Consider the following 20606-nt stretch of genomic DNA (forward strand, 5'->3'; position numbering starts at 1 on the left):
GCGCACGCGATCCTTCAGCCGCTCTTGCCCGGGCGCCCCGGCGGCAGGAACCCGCGCCGGCGGGCCTCCTTCACCCAGCGGTGCGCGGTGCTCACCGGCACCCCGTGCCGATCGGCCAGGTCACAGGCGGGGCGGGGCGACGCGGCCGCGTACTCGAGATACACGTCGGCAACCTCCCGATAGAAGATGTCGGGCCGCCCGCGCAGCCGCACGGACTCAGCCGGGGCCGCGCGCACGACGGCGAGCGACGGCTCGACCATCTCCCACCCGACGTCCTCGGCCACCGGCGCGACGGCCGGCCGAGCCCGAAGGTTCAACACAGGAGTCGTACTCCCAGCAGCCCCCTCCGCCGCCAACTGCGCATTGGCCGCCGCCTCGATGCGCCCGACCGGAATGGCGCGCAGCAGCTCCGCGCTCGGCGTCCCGTCGATGCGCAGGCCGGTCAGCACCAGCCGCCCGCCCTCGCCGACCCCGACGCGCACCAGCACCGTCCCGGCCAGCGGCGGCTCGTCCTGGCGCCATTCATACCAGTCCTCGGCGACTGGAAAAAGGCGGCCCCGCACGCCGCAAGGCTAGTCCACAATTCCGCAAATCAACAATTGCGCTGACCTAGACGTCTAGATACGCTTATCCGGACCCACCTGCCACAAGGCGTTCAGAACCGGGGGGCGGTCGCGTGCTTGGGACCACTTGAGCTCGCAGCTGGATAGGCCGGTGGCTCGTCCGCATCGAAATCACGGGGGAACGAACGGGGCGATGCGGACGGTGGCCGCCGAGCGGACGCGTACAGGCGCGTTCCGCTCGGCGGTGTCGGCACAGAGCCGCGGTCGCGGGGTCTCGCCGGGCCCCGCGACCGCTTCATCGGCCCGGCCGATCGACGCCGACGTGGGCGGGGGACGGCCATCGGCGCCGAGGGGGGCAGGCCGGCGAGGGACGCTCTTCGCCGAGGGTGTGCCGGCGCGCGTCGGGCAACGGCATCGGGCCCGACGGCATCCGCCTCGACGCGGACGGCGCCGTGTGCGGACGTCGAGCGGCAGCAACGAGGCCGTTCGCCAACGCCTTGCCGGTTGAGGAAGTGGCCGCCCGGCCACTTCCAAAAGGCAAGTGCCCCCGCCGATCCGGAAGATCGACGGGGGCACTCGGTCACGCGGTGGTTACCAGGGCTGCGGAGCCGGCGGAACCACGACCGGCGGGCGGTCGTCGCACGTGATGGTGTTCGGCAGCTCCCACGACGCCAGCCACGGGCCCGTGGTGCCGCCGCCGTCGTTGCCGCCCAGGTCGGTCAGGGAGAACTCCGAGCCGGCCGGGGTGAAGTGGAACGAGCCGCAGTTGTTCACGCCGACCGCGCCCACGTTGCGGGCGTCGACGTTCTCGAAGGTCGCGGAGCCGGCCACGCGGGCCGAGACGACCGAGGTGCCGGTGCCGTCCACCTTGATGTCCTTGAAGTGGACGTTCGTGATCGAGTACTGGTCTTTCACCGGGAAGTCGACGACCAGCATGATCGCGTTGTAGGTGCTGTCGAGGAAGTTGTCGCCGGTGACCTGGACGTTCGCGTCGATGTTGCGCTCGAGCGCGTACAGCCAGATCGCGCCCAGGCCGATGTTCCAGTTGAGCTCGTAGGTCCCGGCCCGGACCGTGGTGTTGTCCTTGACGTTGATCGTGCCGGCGAACGGCTGGGCGCCGAAGCGGCTGCCCAGGTGCAACGCGCTGCCCTCACGGATCGGGTCCGCGACCAGGTTGCCGGAGACGGTGATGTCCTTGCCGCCGTAGATCGCGATGCCGTTGGCCAGCGTCGGGGTCTGGACGGTGTTGTGGTCGAACGTGTTGTTCGCGTTCGTGGTCGTCTCCGCCCACATCGCCAGCGCGTCGTCGCCGGTGTTGCGGAAGAAGCTGTTCGACACCGTCGAGTTGGTGACGCCGGTGTGGAAGTTGAGGCCGTCGGCGATCTGGTCGACGACCGTGGTGTTGGTGACCTTGGTGTTGTTCATCGGGCCGTCGAACCAGAGCCCGACCTTGGTGTGCTGGATGTAGAGCCCGTCGATGGTCGAGTCCGACATGGCGCCGCCGATGCCGTTGACCTGGTCGGTGTCGATGCGCTCGCGCACGTCACCGATGATCGAGAAGCCCGACAGGTGCACGTTGCGGCTGCCACCGTCCTGCGCGTACTTGCCGTAGAAGCCGACCCCCGTGTGCGTCGACTTGTCCGGCGCGGGCACGCTGAGCGCGACCTCGTGACCCTTGATGATCGTGTACCACGAGCCGGCGCCCTCGATCGTCACGTTGTCGACGATGATGTGCCGGTTCACCTGGTACGTGCCCGGCGGCACGTACACCTTCAGGTGCGTCCACTTGGCGAACGCGATCGCCATGTCGAACGCGTCCGCGGAGTCGCGCTTGCCGGTCGGGTCCGCGCCGAAGAACAGCACGTTCGACGCGATCAGGTTGAGCTTCGGGGCGGCCACGAGCTGCGAGTCGAGCAGGTCGATGGCGGTCCAGGCGGCGTTGCTGCCGGCCGGGACGGTGAGCCGGACCTTGTCCCCCGCCTTGTACGTCTTGCCGAGCAGCAGCCGCTGCTCGTCGTAGAAGTGGAACGGCCGGAACGGCTTCGTGATCTGCGGCGCCGGCGTGGTGGCGGCCGGCACGCACGCGCACTCGGTGATCCACCAGTCGTTGTGCAGCAGGTCCGCGTTGGGGTCGTTGGTGAACGGGTACTGGTTGTACAGGTAGGAGTACTGCGAGGTCAGCGTCATCGTCTGCTTGGACTTGCCGTTGACCGTCACGTCCAGCGGCGCGGTGATGCCGCCGCCGTTCGGGGCGTCCGGAATGCTGTAACGGACGTTGATCGCGTTGGCCGCGCCGGGCAGCGTGAACTCGACGTACTGCCCGGGGGTGAGCTTGACCGCCGACCGGCCCGACGCCTCCGCCGGCAGCGTGTACGCCGTGCGGTCGGGTCCGATGACCACCCCGTTGGTCTTGGCGTTCTCCGCCTCCTGCTCGGCGAAGCCGACGTTGGCGCCCCGGCCCGCGACGAGCGCGGGGTTCAGGCCCGCCCGCGTCACCGCCGGCGCGTCCGAGGCGGCGTAGGCGGTGGTGCCACCGGCGACGATGAGCCCGAGGCCGACGGCGGCCGCGGTCGCCGCCGCAGACCACCGCGGTGGTGCTCCAGTGGTGCTCCGTGACATCAATTGACTCGTTTCTCTTGGGTAGGCGGCGCACCCAGATGCATCGAGATGGCGGGACGTCGAGCGGGGTGATGGGGTGTGCACCTCGGACGCTCGAGGCGTTGTGGGAGCGGACGCCGTGAGTGAGGTGACATTAGGGCGGCCGCACGCCCTTGCACAAGGTCTTGCGACATAATTGCGTAACACTGCCGCCTTCTTGCACGGCGCGTTGTCCCAAATGGACGAACTAGGCGACTTCCGCCGCGGCGACGACGGCCGCGCAGATGCTTTCGAGGTCGGTGTCGCCGGTGACGTACGGCGGCATCGTGTAGATCAGATCGCGGAACGGCCGCAGCCAGACCCCGTGCCCGACCGCGGCGGCGGTGGCGGCGGCCATGTCCACGTCGTGGTCGAGCTGCACGACCCCGATCGCGCCGAGCACGCGCACCTCACGCACGCCGGGCCGGCCGCGGGCCGGCTCCAGCCCGGCGCGCAGGCCGGCCTCGATGCGGCGCACGTTCGCGGCCCAGTCGCCGGCGAGCAGCAGGTCGATCGAGGCGTTGGCCACGGCCGAGGCGAGCGGGTTGCCCATGAACGTCGGGCCGTGGGCGAGGACCGGGGTCTCGCCGCGGCTGATGCCCTCGGCGACGCGCGGGACGCAGAGCGTGGCCCCCATCGAGAGGTACCCGCCGGTCATCGCCTTGCCCACGCACATCACGTCGGGCGCGACACCGGCCAGGTCGGCCGCGAACAGCGCGCCGGTGCGGCCGAAGCCGGTCGCGATCTCGTCGAACACGAGCAGGACGTCGTGCTCGTCGGCGAGCTCGCGCAGGTCCTGCAGGTAGCGCGGGCTGTGGAAGCGCATCCCGCCGGCCCCCTGCACCACGGGCTCGACGATGATGCCGGCGATCTCGTCGCGGTGCTCCCGCAGCGTCGCGCCGACGAGGTCGACGTAGCCCGGGTCGTACTCGACCGGCGGCATCGGCACGAAGACCTGCTCGGGTAGCACGCCGCGCCACAGGCTGTGCATGCCGCCGTCGGGGTCGGTGACCGACATGGGGTGGAACGTGTCGCCGTGGTAGCCGCCCCGCCACGTGAGCATCCGGCGCTTCCCGCCACGGCCGAGCGAGCGGTGGTACTGCAGGCACATCTTCACCGCGACCTCGACGGCCACCGAACCGGAGTCGCACAGGAACACGTGCCGCAGCGGGTCGGGCGTGATGTCCACCAGCGTCTTGGCCAGCCGGATCGCGGGCTCGTGGGTCAGGCCGCCGAACATCACGTGGCTCATCCGGCCGAGCTGGTCGCGCACCGCGGCGTCCAGGGCGGGGTGGCGATACCCGTGGATCGCCGCCCACCACGACGACATCCCGTCGATCAGCTCCCGGCCGTCGGCGAGGGTGAGCCGCACGCCCGATGCCGACGAGACCACCAGCGGCGGCTGGGTCGCCGGCATCGGCGCGTACGGGTGCCAGACGTGTTCGCGATCGAGTGCGGTCAGGTCGTGCTCGATGGGCATGCCCCAGACGATAGTCAGCCCTGGGCCTGGCCGATGTTGACCATCCACTGGATGCCGAACTGGTCGACGCAGGAGCCGAACTCGTCGCCCCACATCTGCTTCTCCAGCGGCATGGACACCTTGCCGCTGGCGGCGAGCTTCTCCCAGTAGCCACGCAGCTCGGCGGCGTCGTCGCCGCTGAGGCTGATCGTGATGTGGTCGCCGGGGCTGAGCGTCATGTTCGGCGGCGTGTCCGACGCCATGATGGTGTACCCGCTCGGGCTCTCGAGCTGCGCGTGCATGATCTGGTCGGCGATGTCCGCGTCGTCCGAGCCGAACTCGCCGAACGTGTTCATGCGCAGCTCGCCGCCGAACACGCTCTGGTAGAACTCCATCGCCTGTCGGGCGTTGCCCCGGAAGTTGATGTACGGGTTGAGCCTCGATGCCACAGCAAACTCCTTTGGTCGTGTGACGTGCGCGATTACCCGCAGCCTAGTTCCGCCGACCCGCCCGGCACCCCGATGCGGCGAAGGTTCACGCCCCGACCGCCGCCCCTTCGCACCGCCACCGCCTGGAGCCGCCGCCACGTCACGAATCGCCGGCCCCTTGGTGCGCGTCGCCCAGCGGCCCGTCACGAACCGCCGGCACCCTGGTCCGCGAACGCGTCGCCCAGCGGCCCGCCACGAACCGCCGGCACCCGGGCCCAAGAGGGCGTCATCAAGCGGCGCGTCCCAAATCACCGGCACCCGTGAGCCGCGAGCGCCCGAAGCCGCCCACCACGTCACGAATCGCTGGCCCCTTGGTGCGCGAGCCCGTCGCCCAGCGGCCCGTCACGAACCGCCGGCGCCCTGGGCCGCGAGGGCGTCGCCGAGCGGTGTGCGCCGGTAGAGCACCGACCGCCCGGCCCGAGCCGAGCGCACCAGCCCGCTGCGCCGCAGGATCGCGAGGTGGTCCCCGACCGCGCCGACCGCGAGCCCCAGCCGCGCGGCGAGCTGTGTCGTGCTCGCGGGCTCCTCCAGCGCCAGCAGCACCCGGGCCCGCGACTGTCCGACGAGCTCCCCGAGCGCTCCGCCGCCCTCCGGCGCGCCCTCCCACAGCGCGGCGACTCCCCGCGCCGGGTACACGAGCGCGCGCCGCCACGGCGGATCCATGTACGCCCCCACGCCGGGCCAGATCAGCACCGACGGCACCAGCAGCAGCCCGGTCCCGTCCGAGGCCACGGTGCGAACGGCCGCGCCGCGCCCATCGAGCAACCCGGGCGAAGCCGGCCCACCGGACCCGGCCGCCGCCGCAAGCTCGGACGGAACCGTAGGCGCGAGCAATTCCCCAGGCGAGAGCGGCTGTCCAGGCGAGAGCGGCTGCCCAGGCGAGAGCGACTGTGCAGGCAGTGGCGAGAGCGGCGGCGTAGGCGCGAGCAACTCCCCGGGCGAGAGCGGCTGCCCAGGTGAGGGCGACAGCGCAAGGAGTGGCGAGAGCGGCGACCCAGGCGGAAGCGGCTGCCCAGGCAGTGGCGAGAGCGGCGACCCAGGCGGAAGCGGCTGCCCAGGCAGTGGCGAGAGCGGCGACCCGGGCGGAAGCGGCCGCCCACGCTCAGAGCGGCGGCTACGACGGGAGGTGGGCGGGGTGGTCTTGCCCGAAATCTCCACGGCCCCCTCGTGCCACCGCACCCGCCGATGCAGCCCCGCGAACGCCGCCGCCCATCCCCCCTCGCCCAGCCGCCCGGCCCGGTGCACCACATCGTTCTCGCAGATCGCCCGCAGCTGCGGCCAGTCCGGCGCCAGCAGCGTCAGCCAGGCCGCCTCCAGCGCCGCGGCCAGGCGCGGCACCACATCGTCGGAGCGCAGCACCGCCAGAGCCGCGTCGCCGATCCGCGGCCCCTCGCCCAGCGCCCGCGCGATCTCCCGGCGCGCCACCGGCAGCGGCGTCGCGCGCACCGCGGCGAGGTCGTCCTGCCAGGTCTGCTGCATCCCGGCGGGCGGCGGCCCCACGAAGTCCGCTCCATATTCCGCGGTGTGCAGCGCCACCACCGCGTCGAGGTCGGTCTCGGCACGCAGCCGCTCGAACGCCGGCCGCAGCCGCGCGAACGGCCCGAGCGGCGCCAGCCCGCTCAGGCGCCGCAGCAGCCCGCCTAGCTCGAACAACGGCGACACCGCGAACCGGGTGTGCAGCAGGTCCTCGGCGACGACCTCCAGGCGGAGCATGCCTCGACCTTACGTCCAGGGACGAATGAGTCCGGATACACGGCGCGCCTAGCGAGGCTGAGTGCATGACCACGTACACGGCCGTGCTGCGCGATGGGACATTCCGCGTGCTGTTCGGCACACGGACGCTGAGCATCCTCGCGGACACCCTGCGCATCGTCGCGTTCTCGCTGCTCGTCTACGCCGCGACCGACTCCCCGGCGCTGGCCGCGCTCGCCTACGGCATCGGCTTCCTGCCGCAGCTGGTCGGGGCGAGCGTCCTCGGCGCCCTCGCCGACCGCATCCGCCCGCGGCGGCTCATCGTGCTCGGGTACCTCGCCGAGGCCGCCGTCGCCGCCGTGCTGGCCGCCGTCGCGCTGCCGGTCTGGGCCTCGCTCGTCCTGGTCGCCGCGGCGGCCCTGCTCACCCCGGTGTTCATGGGTGCCCAGAGCGCGCTGATCGCCGAGGCCCTGACCGGCGACGCGTACGTGCTGGGCCGCTCCCTGTCCAATGTCGCCTCGTCGCTGGCGCAGCTCGTCGGCATGGCCGGTGCGGGCGTCGCGGTCGCGACCGTGGGCGGGCGCAACGCGATGCTGCTGGCCGCCGTCGGCCACGTCATCGCCGCCGTCTGGACCCGCCTGGCCCTGGCCGACCGCCCCGCCCCGGCCAGCGCGGCCGCGAGCAGCGGGCCGACGAAGACCGGGCGGACGAGCGACCGGCCGAGCACGACCGGGCCGGCGAGTGACGAGCCGACGAGAAGAGGGGCGGCGAAGAAAGGAACGGCGAGTGACGAGCCGACGAGGAAAGGAACGGCGAGGGATGCAACGGCGAGGGTCGGCAAGGCGCACGGTCTCGCCGCGGCCAGCTGGCACGGCAACGCGGCCCTGCTCCGCGACCGCACGATTCGCCGGCTGCTGCTCATGCAGTGGCTCCCGCCCGCGTTCATCACCGGCGCCGAGGCGCTGATGGTCCCGTACGCGGCCGGCCGAGGCTTCCCCGCCGGCGTCGCCGGTTGGCTGCTGGCCGCGATCCCGGTCGGCATGGTCGCCGGGAACCTGCTCGTCGGACGGCTGCTCGCCCCCGCCCGGCGCGAGCGGCTCGTCCCGGCGCTCATCGCGCTCATGGGCCTACCCTGCCTGGCCTTCGCCATCCCGTCCGGCGCCGCGGGCGGCCACCCGACCTGGCCGCTGCTCGCCGCGGCGCTCGTGGTCGTCGGGGTCGGCGCCGCGTTCGGGCTCGGCGTGCAGACCGCGTTCCGCGACGCGCTGCCCGCCAACGGCCGCGGGCAGGCGTTCGGGCTGCTCAGCACCGGTTTGATGACCGCGCAGGGGCTGCTACCGGCGCTGGCCGGCCTGCTCGCCGAGGCGCTGCGCCCCGGCCTGGTCGTCGGCCTGCTGGGCGCGGCGACGCTGCTCACCGCGGCGGGTGCGGCCCCAGGGCTTGTACGTCGACAGGATCGTCGAGAACAGCAGCAGCGAGCTGGACACGGCGGGCGCGATGACGAGGTTGAGGCGCTCCTGCGCCGGTAGCGCGGCGCCGAGGTCGGCGGCGTCGGCCAGGTTCGGGTACAGCGCGAACGTGACCAGCCCCAGCATCACCGTCACGATCCCGAGCTTCACCGCGACCCACCACCACGTGACCAGTCCCCACGGGGTGCCGACCGCGTTGACCACGCCGACCAGCCAGACCAGGAACGTCAGCGGCACGAACAGGACGGTGCCGATCAGCCCCATCGCCGGGTAGACGACCGCCCGCTCGGCGGCCCCGCTCAGCCCGGCGATGCCGAGCGTGAGCAGCACCACGTCGGTGCCGAGCCACCCGACCGCGGTGGCCACGTGCAGCGTCAGGATCGCCTTGCGCCCTCTGGGTGTGAATCGCACGCCTTCAGCCTGGCAAAATCGCGGGCTCCGGTCGTGGCCCGTGGGGCGTAGCCGCGCCTACGCCCGGTGGCGTACGCCAGTCTCCGCGAATTGGCCGTTCTCCGGAGTCGGGCGCGCGGGCATCGTGGGCTCCATGATCTCTGTCGGTGCGGTGGCGGGCGTCGCGCTCGTGGCGCTCGGGATGGTGCTCACGCCGGGCCCGAACATGATGTACCTCGTCTCGCGCAGCATCACCCAGGGCCGCCGGGCCGGTCTGACCTCGCTCGGCGGCGTCGCGGTCGGCTTCCTCGCCTACCTGGCCCTCGCGGCGACCGGGCTCTCGGTGGTCTTCGCGGCCGTCCCCGCCCTCTACACGACGGTCAAGCTCGCCGGCGCCGCCTACTTGGCCTACCTCGCGTGGCAGGCGGTCCGCCCCGGCGGCACCTCGGTGTTCGCCCCGGTCGAGCTGCCCCCGGACTCGAACCGGCGGCTGTTCACGATGGGCCTGATGACCAACCTGCTCAACCCGAAGGCTGCGATCATGTACGCCTCGCTGATCCCCCAGTTCGTCGACGTGCACGCCGGCCATCTCGTCGCGCAGGCCTTCCTGCTCGGCGGCGTGCAGATCACCGTCAGCATGCTGGTCAACACCGGGATCGTGTGCGCCGCCGGCGCCATCGCGGCATTCCTCGGGCGGCGCCCGGCGTGGCTGCGCGTCCAGCGATACGTCACCGGCACCCTCCTCGGGCTCATCGCGGTGAAGCTGGCGACCGACAAGGCCAGGCCTGTGGTGGTGTAGAGCCAGGCCTGTCGCGGTGCGGAGCCAGGCCTGCCGTGGTGTAGAGATGATGCTGTGACGGTCGAGGAGGAGCTGCGCACGCTCGCCCCGCAGGTGCTGGGCATCCTGATCCGGCGATACGGTCAGTTCGACGCCTGCGAGGACGCCGTGCAGGAGGCCCTGCTCGCGGCGGCCCTGCAGTGGCCCGCCGAGGGCACCCCGGCCAACCCGCGCGGCTGGCTCATCACGGTCGCCGTGCGCCGCCTGACCGACCAGTTCCGCGCCGACGACGCCCGCCGCCGGCGTGAGCAGGCCGTCGCCGCCCTCGAGCCCGAGCCCTCCGACGCCGTCCCCGATCGCGACGACACCCTCACCCTGCTGTTCCTGTGCTGCCACCCGGCTCTGTCGCCGGCGTCGCAGCTCGCGCTGACCCTGCGCGCGGTCGGCGGCCTCACCACCGCCGAGATCGCCAGCGCCTTCTTCGTCCCCGAGGCCACCATGGCCCAGCGCATCAGCCGCGCCAAGGCGAAGATCAAGTCGGCGGGCGCCCGGTTCGCCCCGCCGCCGCCCGAGGAGCGCCCGGCCCGCCTGGAGGTCGTGCTCCAGGTCCTGTACCTCATCTTCAACGAGGGCTACACCGCCAGCTCCGGCGCCGACCTGCACCGCGGCGACCTGACCACCGAGGCCATCCGCCTCACGCGTGAAGTCCACCGGCTGCTCCCGGCCGACGGCGAGGTCGCCGGGCTGCTGGCCCTGATGCTGCTCACCGACGCCCGCCGCCCGGCCCGCACGCTGCCCGACGGCACCCTGGTGCCCCTGGCCGAGCAGGACCGCTCGCGCTGGCTGCGCCCGATGATCGACGAGGGCACCGAGCTCATCACGCGCACGCTGCCGCAGGGGCCGACCGGCCCCTACCAGCTGCAGGCCGCCATCGCCGCGGTCCACGACGAGGCCACCGACGCCACGGCGACCGACTGGCCGCAGATCGTCGCCCTCTACCAGCTCCTGACCCGCGTCGCCCCGAACCCGATGGTCACCCTGAGCCACGCCGTCGCGCTGGCCATGGTGAGGGGCCCGCAGGCCGGGCTGGAGCTGCTGGCGACCCTGGACGCGGACGAGCGGATGGCCTCCCACCACCGCCTCGCCGCCGTGCGCGCGCACCTGCTGGAGATGGCCGGCTCTCCCGTCGAGGCACGCGAGTGGTACACCCTCGCCGCCAAGCGCACCACCAGTCTCCCGAGCAGCGATACCTCGAGCAGAAGGCCGCCGCTCTCCCTCTGGAGTTGTGAAGCAACGCGTTCTGGGGTCGAGGCTAGCCGCGGGGTACGACACTTTCCCGAACAGCGAACCGCCGGGGAGCGGACGAACCACACCCCGGCGAATCACAACCCCGACGAACCACAACCCTGGCGATCCACAAAACCCTGGCGGTCCGCAAAACCCCGGCGGGCGAGCGAGAAAAGCTAGCGGCCGCGGGCCACGTTGACGATGCCCCGGACGAGCTGGACGACACCCCAGATGACGGGGCCCCAGGCGACCAGATACACCGACGACCCGGACATGTAGGTGCACACCGTGATCCCGACGCCGGCCGCGATCAGGATCAGCCCGAAGATGATCTCCCGCTTCCCCTTCGAGGACACCGCGCTCTGAGCGGCCGGCGACTGCTGCACCTGCATGTAGTGCGGCTGCTGCTGCCCATAGGGCGGCGGCGGAGGCGGCTGCCCATAGGGCGCCTGAGGCTGCCCAAAAGCCGGTTGCCCGGACACAGGCTGTCCATAAGCAGGCTGCCCGGAAACAGGCTGACCATAACCAGGTTCACCATAACCAGGCTGACCATAGGCGGGCTGCCCCGAAACAGGCTGTCCATTGGCGGGCGGCTGCCCATAAGCCGGAGGAGCCGAGTACGGCGGCTGAGGCGCCTGAGGCTGCCCATACTGCGGCGGCGCCCCGTACTGCGGGGGAGGCGGCCCGTACTGCGAAGGCTGCTGCGGATCAGAGGGCGGCGGGTAACCAGGTTGCATGAGAGACGGTTCCTGTCAGGTGATCGGTCGGCCGTGGCGGGTCAGCGCCGCCATCAGGTGGTCGAGAAACTCGTCCCGCCCGTTGACGATGTTGATCGGGATCATGATGGGCTCGCTCCCGTGCACGAGCAGGTTGTAGTGACTGAGCTTGCCGGCCGCATCGCCGCGCTTGCCGAGCACCGACTGCAGTCCGGTGGTCTCAGGCCACGAAAACGCCTGGACCTTCCCGTTGTGTCGGTAGACGAAGCCCTCGCTGTAGGCAAAGTACGCGCGATTCCCCACGACCAGCGTCCGGATGGCGCTCACGATCGCGAACACCATGCCGAAGCAGAGGAACAGGCCGATGAACCGGACAACCGAGTACATGGCGTCGAAGACGCTCAGCCGGCTGCCCAGCGCGCCGGTCCCGATCAGCAGGCCGAGACACCCGGCCGCGATCACCAGCCACAGCAGGAACCGGTTCCGGGCCCGGGCCAGCCGCCGCTCGCTCAACAGCGGGCCGAACCCGCGAGCCTGAGCGGCCTCGCCCACCTCCACCGGCACCTCGCCGGCGGGCATGACACTACCCCCGTAGGTCACCGCGTCCTCCCCGTGCGCGTCGGCAACCGCCCCGCTCACGAGGCCTAGCGCACGATAACAGTCGATGACGTGCGGCAAAAATGCGGCAACCGACTCGGCGCCGCCGAGGCCTTCCTTGCACTCGACGGCGCCGAGGACTATGCGTCCACAGTGGACGGGGTCAGTACGCGGTTCGATGCCGGGAACGCCGGGAACCGCGGAAGATTCGGAACGCGGCGAAGGCCCCGATCGCGACGGCAAGGCCCGCGACCGCCCAGACGGCATTCGGCTGGAAGGCCACGGCGGGCGTGGTGTTGCTCTTGTTCGCGGGCGCCGCCCCGCTGACCGGCTCGGGCAGCGCCCCGAAGTTGACGTTGCCGATGCTCTCCAGCAGCGTCATGTGCTTCATCACGACGTTGACCGCGGTCTGGGCGAAGGTCCGCACGAGCTCGTTGCGCGTGCCCGAGCGGATCTGGGAGACGAGCGCGAAGACCTTGCCGTGCGCGGCCCGCAGGCGGTTGGCGAAGACGTCGTCGAACTGCGATCCCGTCTGGGCCGCGGTCATCTCGTTGAGCCAGCCCTGCTGCTCGTCGCTCGGCTTGTCCGGCAGCGGTACCCCGAGCTGCGCGGACACCTGCCGAACCTGCTGGTCGAGGCCCTTGTGGTCGATGGCGAGCTGCTTGCCGACCTCCTTGACGCGCTCGTCACCGGCCTTGGTCTGCGCCATGTTGCCGGCCGGACCCTCCCAGAGCCCGGCCTGGCGCACCTTGGTCAGGAACTCACGGTCCACCGGGCCGAGCGGGCCGGAGCTGGTCATCGTGTAGCCCGCGGGCAGGGCTCCGGCCGCCAGTGTGCCGGTGGCGGCGACCTGCACCGGGTTCTGGCCGGCCTGGGAGGCGCCGGCCGGGTAGCCCGCCGCCGGCGCCGTCTGCTGCGGGTTCGCCGAGCCCGCCTGACCACCGGTCAGGGCGGCGCGCCACGAGGGCACGCCCAGGATGACGCCCACGGCCGCGGCGATCAGCACCCACCAGGGCCAGGTTCGGCGGCGCGGCCACGGCCGGGAGCCGGCGCCGTCGGGCTCGACGGGGTACATCAGTAGCCGCCGGTCCCGCCGTCACCGGTCGGCGCGGCCGAGGCGGCCGGAGGCTCCACCGCGGTGGGCGCGGGCGTGGGGAGGCAGGTGAGGTTCTTCTTGCCGTCGGGCGCCACGACGAACCAGACGCCGCCGACGTTCTGCCCCTTCCAGGCGCCCGGCTTGGGGTCGCCGATGTAGCGGTACACGGGCCAGCCGGCCAGCGTGATCTGGCGGGCGCCGTCGGCGCGGGTCACGGTGCCGACGACGGACGGGTCGACGCCGGAGAGGTCCGGGTTGCCGTCGGTGATCGCGGGCGGCCACACCTGCGCGCACTTGTCGACGCAGTTGGACTTCGGCGGCTTGGCGGTGTCCTTGTCGAATCGGTACAGGACGAAGCCGTCCTGGTCGGTGACGACCTTGCCCATCTTGGGAATCGACGCCGCCTTGAGCGCGGTGGTCTGCGAGCCGACGGGCGCGACGACCGGCACCGCGCTCTCGCCGGCGACGTCGTTGAGCGCGGGCACCTGGGCCTGGGCCTGAGCGGCGTCGACAGTGTTGTCGACGTTGGCCCCGGGGGGCGCACACGCGGTCAGGGCGGCCAGCGCGGCCGCCGCCGCGGCGCATCCCGCCACGGTGGCGGTGAGCCTGGTTGCTGCCACTGGATCCTCCTCGGTTGGCGTATCTCGCGTTCCGCCAAGTGGTACGGGCGGCGGGGAGGACCGAGACTGAAGGTTCCACAGTGGACAAATTCACAAAGATTGCTGGGAGCTTCCTCGAACTCTCGCGGGCCGCGGCCCGTAGAACCATTGCGCGCGTCGAGCGCGGCGCGAAACACCGCGCAGCCAACTAGCGCGGGCCGCGGCCCGTAGAACCATTGCGCGCGTCGAGCGCGGCGCGAAACACCGCGCAGCGAACTAGCGCGGGCCGCGGTCCGCGGAGCTGTTGCGGGCGTCGAGCGCGGCGCGCAGGGAGCGCAGCGCGTAGTACACCCGCGACTTCGCCGTGCCCAGCGGGAGCCCCAGCCGCTCGGCGACCTCGTTGACCGTCCGGTCCCGCAGGTAGGTCTCCACGAGGATCTCGCGATGCGCCCGGCTGAGGCTGCGCAGCGCGTCCATCACGACCATGTTGGCCAGCACGCGCTCGGTCTCGTCGGACTGTGCGAGGTCGGCCAGCCACAGCTCGTCGAGGTCCTGGCCGTAGGTCTCCCCGGCCCGGGCGCTCGCGCTGCGGTGCTCGTCGATGGCGATGCGCCGCGCGACCGTGAACAGCCACGGGCGCAGCGAGCCGACCGCGTTGTGGTCGAAACGGTCCGCGTTGCGCCAGGCGCGCAGCAGGGTCTCCTGCACGATGTCCTCGGCCCGCTGCCGGTCGCCGCCGGTCAGGCGGGCGACGAAGCGCAGCAGGGCGTCGGCGTGCTCGCGGTACAGGGCGACGAGCAGCTCGTCGTCCGCGTCCCGGGCGCCGGGCGCGGGCCGGTGGGTTCGGTTGCCGTAGGCCTCGATCATCGCGTCACCGTTTCGGGGCAGCCATACGCAGCGCGAGTGCCGGGCACATCGCCACCGCCTGCGCGGCGACGGGTTCGAGCCGCACCGGCACGGGTGCGTCCATGAAGGCCGGATAGCCGTTGCCGTCCAGCCGGATCAGGTCGGGAGCCACGTCCGCGCACAGCCCGTGGCCGTCGCAGCGGGACCAGTCGACGTGCAGCCGCCGCGAGCCGCCCTCGTCGCGGGCGGTGGGCACCGGCAGCACCCCGGCGACCGGCCGTCCACAGTCGCCGGCTCGGGCGTGGCGGGCCAGATCGTCGGCGAAGACTTCCAGGGCGGACGTGGCGAATCCCGCCGTACCGTCCGGATGGCTGCAAGCCCCCCGCCCCTTGACCGCGGCCGCGGCCGCACGCACGACGGCCGGATCCCCGGCCCCGGACGCGAGCCCGTCCACGGCCCGGGCCAGGTCGGGCAGGCCCAGCCGGCACGGACCGCACTGGCCCGCCGACTCGGCCGCCAGATACCGCACCACCCGCGCCACCTCGCCGACCGGGCACGTCTCCGGCCCGATGGGCAGGATGATCCCGGCGCCGAGCGCCCCACCGACGGCCTTGAAGCCGCGGCGCGAGACGGCGGCGCGGGACGCCAGCGCCATGTCCAGCCAGCGGCCGTGGAAGCCGCCGGTGAGCACGGCCGGCCCGGCCGGGACGGCGCACAGGTCGAGCACCTCCTCCAGCGGCGTGCCGGTCGGGCACTCCACCACGGCCGGGTGTCGCGCGCTGCCGGTGACGCTGAGCAGGACGGTGCCCGGCTCCTTGTTCTCCGCGTCGCCGACCTCGCAGTAGCGCCGGGGCCCGATCCGGGCCGCGATCGCCAGCTGCGCGAACGTCTCCGCGTTGGACAGCAGCGTCGGCTGCCCCTCCACGCCGGCCTCGGCCGCGCGGCGCTTGATGCCCGGCGGGATGTGCGGGAAGCCGTTGATGCCCTGCACCAGGGCGCCGCCCTCGCCGGAGATGAACCGGTGCGGCACCCGCACGACGCGCGACGGCACCGGCATGTCCCGCTCGGCCAGGGCGTTGAGCAGCGAGCGCTCCCCCACCCCGTCGTCGGCCACGCACAGCACGATCTCCACCGCCCGCAGCGCCCACGCGACGAGCGCGGCGCCGTCGAGGATGAGGTGCGGCGCGCGGGTCAGCAGGACCTTGTCCTTCCACGCGGCCGGCTCGCCCTCGGTCGCGTTGACCACCACGAAGGGCGCGAGCATGCGCCGCTCGACGACGTCGACGACGGCCTTGACCTTCTTGTGGAACGGGAAGCCGGCGCCGCCGCGGCCGGTGAGCTGGATGTCCTCGGCGAGCTCGAGCAGGCCGCGCATCGACAGCGGGCCGATCGGGCCGTGCACCTGCTGGTGCGCGCGCAGGTCCAGCCGCTCGGCCCGGTCGAGCCCGGCGGTGAGCCGGGCCGGGCCGATCGACAGCACCGTCGGCACCTGCGGTGCGGCGGTGGCGGTGGAGCCGCGGCTGCGCGAGCTCATCGGGCCTCGCCCCGAATCCGGTTCCAGAAGTCCAGATCGTCGTCGCCGTCGGCGCGGTACCGCCGGCCGCGGCTCGCCTCGCGCTCCTGGCGGCGCAGCTCGCGCCGGGTGTCGAGGTTGACCAGCGTGGGCGTGTCGTCGTCGGCGTAGCGGTCCTGCTCGGCCTCCGCGACGGCCGCGGCCGAGCGCCGCGCGGCGAACCGGTCCCGCAGCGTCATGCCGGCCGTGTCGTCCACTGTGGACGACGGCTCGGGCGTGTAGGCGGCGTAGGGGTCGTAGTCGTCGTGGACCGGCTTGGCGACCCCACGGTAGGTCGGCTCGAAGACCGGCTCGACGAAGCTGTCGTCGTAGGAGGGGATGGCGGTGACCGGCTCGACGACGGGCTCGCGGCGGTAGTCGGCGCGCAGGTCGGCGTCACTGTCCTGCGTGGACCACAGCTGGTCGGCCGGCGGCGCGTCCCACTGGAAGCGGCCGGCCGGGCGGGACCGGGTGGCGCGGCGGTCGTACGAGACCGGCTCCGGCCGCCCCACGGGCGCGATGAGGGTGGTGGTGCGGTCGGCGGCGAGCTGCTGGCGGCGCCGGTTGCGCTCGACGGACAGCCGCAGGCCGAGCGCGACGAAGGTGAGGAAGGCCAGCAGCAGGTAGCTCGCGGTCACCCAGACGGCCGGCGGGCGCCCGGCGTTGAGGCCGTGCCAGAGGGCGACGGGCCAGCAGAGGTACGCCGTGGCGTGCAGCGGCCGCCACATCCACGGCTTGCCGGTCTGCGCGAAGCGGGCGCGGACCATGCCGGTCCACATCACCAGCACCATCAGGTACGCCGCGATGGTGCCCGCCCCGATGGTGAACGGCGCCGTGGTGAACGGGACCAGCGCGCCGAACACGCTGACCCGCGCGCTCATCAGCTCGGTGCCGATGTGCAGGCCGAGCATGGCGATCGCGACGATGCCGAGGGTGCGATGGACCGACTGGACCCAGACGCGGTGCCGGGCCACGAGCATGATGCGGTCGGTGGCGACAAGGCCGACGATGACCGTCAGCGTCAGCGACACCAGCGTGAAGACGCCGCAGTAGAAGACCAGGAACGCGAAGAGCTGGGTCATCGTCTCGCGTCCGCCGCCGGTCGCCACGCCGAGCAGCAGCAGCCCGGCGAGGGCCACGAGCCCGACGTTGACCGCGGACGGCGGACCGCCCCGTGTGGATCGACCGCGTGGTGGCTGGGCCCCGCCGGAGTCCGGCGGGTGCGGCTGAACCATTGCAGTTCCTCTATCCTGTCGAGCTGGTTTCCGGCGGTTTCCACCAACCGGCGAAACCAACCTAGGCAGGGGCTGAGGAGGGGGTCAATTTAAGTTTCATCGTGCACTTCCACGCCTGCGGAACATGATCCACAGACCCAATTTGAAGCTCTGTTAATCCTCTTTATTGTTCGCCTAAGGATCGTCAGGCATCGGTATGGAGCGCTTTCAGGGCGGAGGTCGGGGTTATTTGCCCGATTTGTCGGCTATCTCCCGCACATGGTGCACACGGCGAGGAAATCCGTCATCGATCCACTTCGAGCCGTAATCGGGCGGCCTCCGTGAACCGTTGCTTAAGTGACCGTTAGGGCTTCTTTCGGAAACTCTTGAGCCGGGCGATGATCACACCGTTCGGACCCGCACAACCCGTGAGATTCAGTCGAGCCGGTAGACGGCACACGCTCCGGAGCGGAACATCAGCGTCGCGTAGCGTGACAGCTCCGGCGACGGCGGCATGATGTCGTCCTCGGTGAAGAGCCAGCGGACGTGGTACCGGTCGCGCAGCACGCCGATCGTGTCCGGGGACGGGCGGGCGAAGGCGGCGTCGTTGTCGGCCAGGATCCGCGGATACCAGTAGGCGGTGTGCTCCTGCGGTACACCCTGGATCACCTCCTGGTCGTGGGCCTCGGCGGTGTAGGCCCACGACTCGACCAGGACCCGGCGCTCGCTGTAGGCGGCGATGCCGAAGTGCCGGCGGTCGCACGCGGAGCGGCCCCGGCGACCCTCGTAGGCGCAGTGCATGTTGGTGGCCACGAGGTCGTTCGGCGACGAATGATCGCGGAGCCAGCGGCCCGCCTCGAGGGTGCCCTGGGTGACGATCGGCCAGAGGTCGGCGCGCTCGGACCAGCCGTTCTCGCGGCCGTCCTGGACCGCGTAGGTGAGCTGGCGGACGGCGGTCGGGGCGGTGCAGCCGAGCAGGAAGACCGCCACGAGACCGTAGACGGCCGGGCGCCGGCGGGCCGCCAGCAGCCCGGCCACCGCGAGCACGGCGATCACGGCCCACGGCCAGACGAGGTCCACGGTCACGGCGGCGGCGCGGCGCTCGGGGCCGATCACGGGGACGGTCGAGCCGTCGAGGAGGCGCAGGACGTAGACGAGCACGACGCCGGCCCCGAACGCGAAGATCGCGCGGCCCGAGGTGACCAGGGACAGCAGGCCCCAGGTCGCCAGCGCCGCGAGGTAGGGCCGGGCGCCCTGCAGGAAGAAGCCCTCCGCCTGGCCGCCCGAGTGGCCGAACAGGATCAGGATCGAGAAGCCGGCCAGGCCCAGGCCGAGCAGCAGCACGGCATCCGGGCCCAGGAGCCGCCGGCGCAGGCCCAGCGCGCCGCCCCAGATCGCCAGCCAGCCGAGCGCCGTCAGGGCCAGCAGGACGATCAGGCGGTACGAGCGCGGATCCTCGGTGTAGTGCGTGGTCACGCCGGCCGGGTTGCGGCGCAGGGCGTCCAGCGGGCCCAGCCCCAGGCCCTGGCTCTCGCCGCCGAAGAGGACCAGCTGGGCGAAGATGAGCCAGCCGAGGATCACGGCCAGGGCGGCGGCCGCGACCCGGTGGATGCGGCGGTGCACGAGCAGGTGGACGGCCAGCACCAGCAGCAGGCCGGAGAAGAGGGTCGGCAGGAAGCTGGCCTTGGCGCCCATCACCGCGGCCGGGAGCAGCAGGAACGCGAGCCGGCGCCGTCGGTCCGCGCCGTGTTCGCGCAGGAGGTCGAGCAGGATCAGCATCAGCGGTACGAACAGCAGCGCCCCGAACGTCTGGGTCGGGCTCGTCCACAGGGTGAGCCGGATGTTGGAGCCGTCGTCCGTCGCGTTGAAGCCGTAGTCGCGGTAGAACAGGTCCTGCACCCAGCCGTAGGGGTCCGGGGAGAGCGCGAAGAACGCGGCCAGGGCCGTGCCGGCCCCCGCCGTCCACGAGCCGCCGACGCGCCGGCCGACGGCCGCGACCGCGACCACGAGCGCGAAGATCACCGGGAGCATGGACAGGCGGGTCACCAGCACGTACGGCTCGATGCCGGTCGCCCAGCTCGCCGCGGCCATGTCGGCGTAGGCGAACCAGTGGTAGTAGATCGGCTCACTGGTCACCCACGGCGTGACCAGGTCCATGTGGTGCTTGAGCTCGCCGACCAGCGCCAGGTGGAACGTCAGGTCGATGTCGGGCTTGCCGTAGCTCGGCCACCCGAAGCCGTGGTGGCGGTAGTAGAGCGTGCTCCAGAACAGCAGGACCAGGGCGATCACGGCGAGGGTCCACGAGTGCGCGACCGGGGCGCGGCCGGCCGGACCACTGCCGCGCCAGTACCGCCGCAGCCGTTTGATCCCGGCGAAGGCCCCGAGGACACCGGCCGGCACCAGAAGCGCGGCGAGCGGGGCGCCGAGCGCCCGGGCGGGCACGTAGGCGAGCACCTCGACGCCGTAGCCGACGGCCGTGCCCACCGCGAGGTCCTCGCCGAGCCCGCGGGAGCCGCGGTGGACGAGCCGCCACAGCAGCATCCCGGGCAGCGTCACGGCGAGGCCGACGTACGCGGCGAACGTGAGGTACGCCGGGAGCGAGACGCCGTACGCGTGCAGCACGGCCCCGGTCGCGACGAAGACCAGCCCGGCCGGCCACCACCCCGACCGCCACGACACCCGGGAGGTCCGCCTGACGTGCGTTTCCGACGTGTCGCGCTCAGCGAGCAGGGCCATGACCCGCTTTCCTACCGCAGCGCGCGGCGCTCAGCCGGGAAACGGCGGCGAATTCACCCGCTGGCGGGCCGCGATGCGGATCAGGACGGCCTTGAACGCGGCGTACGCGTCCGCGCCGACGTCCGCGGCGTGCCGGGCCTCGATGTCGGCGAGGATGGCTCGCGATTTGCGCCCCTGGTCCAGGCCCAGCTCGGTGGGGACGACCAGCTTCGCGCGGCGGTCCTGGGGGTCGGGGCGGCGCTGGACGTAGCCCAGCTCCTCCAGCTCGTCCACCAGCGTCCCGATGACCTGCTTGTGCTGGCCCGACTGGGCCGCGAGCTCGGTGGCGCGGCTCCCCTCGGGGTCGAGGTAGGCCAGCACGGCCCCGTGGCGCGGGCGCAGCCGCGGGTGCCCCTGCTCGGCCAGGCGCCCGAACAGCTCCTTCTGCAGCGCGAAGAGCACCTGCGCGGAGAGGACGCCGAGATCGGTGGGTGTAGTAGTCACTGAA

16 protein-coding genes and 1 pseudogene are annotated in these 20606 nt (G+C 72.2%); 3 read left to right on the forward strand and 14 right to left on the reverse strand.

Translation table 11 applies throughout. The features are described from left to right. Positions 1-14 precede the first annotated feature (14 nt). From ACQP2P_RS44680 to ACQP2P_RS44700, 5 genes are all read right to left on the reverse strand, one after another. Positions 15-563 (reverse strand): hypothetical protein, encoded by a 549-nt coding sequence (locus ACQP2P_RS44680; RefSeq protein ID WP_433611576.1) that lies wholly within the window; start codon positions 561-563, stop codon positions 15-17. A 591-nt stretch (positions 564-1154) separates the two neighbouring features. Continuing rightward, complete coding sequence (locus ACQP2P_RS44685) at positions 1155-3182, reverse strand: glycosyl hydrolase family 28-related protein (RefSeq protein WP_433611578.1); 2028 nt, start codon at positions 3180-3182, stop codon at positions 1155-1157. 226 nt (positions 3183-3408) lie between these two features. After that, positions 3409-4680 (reverse strand): adenosylmethionine--8-amino-7-oxononanoate transaminase, encoded by a 1272-nt coding sequence (locus tag ACQP2P_RS44690; RefSeq protein ID WP_433611580.1) that lies wholly within the window; start codon positions 4678-4680, stop codon positions 3409-3411. Between the two features lie 14 nt (positions 4681-4694). Beyond that, a complete protein-coding gene (locus ACQP2P_RS44695; RefSeq protein WP_433611582.1) occupies positions 4695-5108 on the reverse strand; it encodes a VOC family protein in 414 nt (137 codons plus the stop codon). A gap of 381 nt (positions 5109-5489) precedes the next feature. Next, positions 5490-6860 carry a helix-turn-helix domain-containing protein gene (locus ACQP2P_RS44700; protein WP_433611584.1) on the reverse strand — a complete coding sequence of 457 codons (1371 nt, stop codon included), beginning with the start codon at positions 6858-6860 and terminating at the stop codon, positions 5490-5492. A gap of 65 nt (positions 6861-6925) precedes the next feature. Here ACQP2P_RS44700 and ACQP2P_RS44705 point away from each other — a divergent pair, with 65 nt between their 5' ends. The 3 genes and pseudogenes from ACQP2P_RS44705 (at position 6926) to ACQP2P_RS44715 (ending at position 10765) form a co-directional block, all read left to right on the forward strand. Next, positions 6926-8368, forward strand: a complete 1443-nt coding sequence (locus ACQP2P_RS44705) for an MFS transporter (RefSeq protein WP_433611586.1) — start codon at positions 6926-6928, stop codon at positions 8366-8368. A 484-nt stretch (positions 8369-8852) separates the two neighbouring features. After that, positions 8853-9497 (forward strand): LysE family translocator, encoded by a 645-nt coding sequence (locus ACQP2P_RS44710; protein WP_433611588.1) that lies wholly within the window; start codon positions 8853-8855, stop codon positions 9495-9497. Positions 9498-9527: 30 nt separating this feature from the next. After that, positions 9528-10765: pseudogene (locus tag ACQP2P_RS44715) on the forward strand (RNA polymerase sigma factor). A gap of 174 nt (positions 10766-10939) precedes the next feature. Here ACQP2P_RS44715 and ACQP2P_RS44720 read toward each other — a convergent pair. The 9 genes from ACQP2P_RS44720 to ACQP2P_RS44760 all read right to left on the reverse strand — a co-directional run bounded on the left by ACQP2P_RS44720 (position 10940) and on the right by ACQP2P_RS44760 (position 20602). After that, entirely contained in the window at positions 10940-11155 is a 216-nt protein-coding gene (locus tag ACQP2P_RS44720; RefSeq protein WP_433081438.1) for a hypothetical protein, read from the reverse strand. Positions 11156-11515: 360 nt separating this feature from the next. After that, a complete protein-coding gene (locus ACQP2P_RS44725; RefSeq protein ID WP_433611590.1) occupies positions 11516-12058 on the reverse strand; it encodes a hypothetical protein in 543 nt (180 codons plus the stop codon). Between the two features lie 181 nt (positions 12059-12239). Further along, entirely contained in the window at positions 12240-13151 is a 912-nt protein-coding gene (locus ACQP2P_RS44730; protein ID WP_433611592.1) for a DUF4142 domain-containing protein, read from the reverse strand. Beyond that, positions 13151-13792: a COG4315 family predicted lipoprotein gene (locus ACQP2P_RS44735; RefSeq protein WP_433611594.1), complete on the reverse strand. Its 642-nt coding sequence runs from the start codon at positions 13790-13792 to the stop codon at positions 13151-13153. The genes ACQP2P_RS44730 and ACQP2P_RS44735 overlap by 1 nt, the downstream gene beginning before the upstream one ends. A gap of 255 nt (positions 13793-14047) precedes the next feature. Further along, positions 14048-14638 (reverse strand): sigma-70 family RNA polymerase sigma factor, encoded by a 591-nt coding sequence (locus tag ACQP2P_RS44740; RefSeq protein ID WP_433611596.1) that lies wholly within the window; start codon positions 14636-14638, stop codon positions 14048-14050. Positions 14639-14642: 4 nt separating this feature from the next. After that, the gene (locus ACQP2P_RS44745) at positions 14643-16151 is read right to left on the reverse strand and encodes an NADH-ubiquinone oxidoreductase-F iron-sulfur binding region domain-containing protein (protein WP_433611598.1); all 1509 of its coding nucleotides are present in this window, start codon (positions 16149-16151) and stop codon (positions 14643-14645) included. Then, positions 16148-17308 carry a hypothetical protein gene (locus ACQP2P_RS44750; protein WP_433611600.1) on the reverse strand — a complete coding sequence of 387 codons (1161 nt, stop codon included), beginning with the start codon at positions 17306-17308 and terminating at the stop codon, positions 16148-16150. The genes ACQP2P_RS44745 and ACQP2P_RS44750 overlap by 4 nt, the downstream gene beginning before the upstream one ends. Positions 17309-17818: 510 nt before the next feature. Then, complete coding sequence (locus tag ACQP2P_RS44755; protein WP_433611602.1) at positions 17819-20119, reverse strand: hypothetical protein; 2301 nt, start codon at positions 20117-20119, stop codon at positions 17819-17821. Positions 20120-20149: 30 nt separating this feature from the next. Further along, positions 20150-20602: a MarR family winged helix-turn-helix transcriptional regulator gene (locus tag ACQP2P_RS44760; protein ID WP_433611604.1), complete on the reverse strand. Its 453-nt coding sequence runs from the start codon at positions 20600-20602 to the stop codon at positions 20150-20152. Between the last annotated feature and the right edge of the window lie 4 nt (positions 20603-20606).

Source organism: Dactylosporangium sp. CA-139114, from assembly GCF_050955725.1.
GTDB lineage: Bacteria > Actinomycetota > Actinomycetes > Mycobacteriales > Micromonosporaceae > Dactylosporangium.

Excerpts from the sequence above, each read along its gene's own strand:
- ACQP2P_RS44720 (WP_433081438.1), bottom strand. The coding sequence starts at position 11,155 with ATGCAGGTGCAGCAGTCGCCGGCCGCTCAGAGCGCGGTGTCCTCGAAG.
- ACQP2P_RS44700 (WP_433611584.1), bottom strand. The coding sequence starts at position 6,860 with ATGCTCCGCCTGGAGGTCGTCGCCGAGGACCTGCTGCACACCCGGTTC.
- ACQP2P_RS44710 (WP_433611588.1), top strand. The coding sequence starts at position 8,853 with ATGATCTCTGTCGGTGCGGTGGCGGGCGTCGCGCTCGTGGCGCTCGGG.
- ACQP2P_RS44740 (WP_433611596.1), bottom strand. The coding sequence starts at position 14,638 with ATGATCGAGGCCTACGGCAACCGAACCCACCGGCCCGCGCCCGGCGCC.
- ACQP2P_RS44705 (WP_433611586.1), top strand. The coding sequence starts at position 6,926 with ATGACCACGTACACGGCCGTGCTGCGCGATGGGACATTCCGCGTGCTG.
- ACQP2P_RS44685 (WP_433611578.1), bottom strand. The coding sequence starts at position 3,182 with ATGTCACGGAGCACCACTGGAGCACCACCGCGGTGGTCTGCGGCGGCG.
- ACQP2P_RS44755 (WP_433611602.1), bottom strand. The coding sequence starts at position 20,119 with ATGGCCCTGCTCGCTGAGCGCGACACGTCGGAAACGCACGTCAGGCGG.
- ACQP2P_RS44690 (WP_433611580.1), bottom strand. The coding sequence starts at position 4,680 with ATGCCCATCGAGCACGACCTGACCGCACTCGATCGCGAACACGTCTGG.
- ACQP2P_RS44745 (WP_433611598.1), bottom strand. The coding sequence starts at position 16,151 with ATGAGCTCGCGCAGCCGCGGCTCCACCGCCACCGCCGCACCGCAGGTG.
- ACQP2P_RS44725 (WP_433611590.1), bottom strand. The coding sequence starts at position 12,058 with ATGCCCGCCGGCGAGGTGCCGGTGGAGGTGGGCGAGGCCGCTCAGGCT.
- ACQP2P_RS44730 (WP_433611592.1), bottom strand. The coding sequence starts at position 13,151 with ATGTACCCCGTCGAGCCCGACGGCGCCGGCTCCCGGCCGTGGCCGCGC.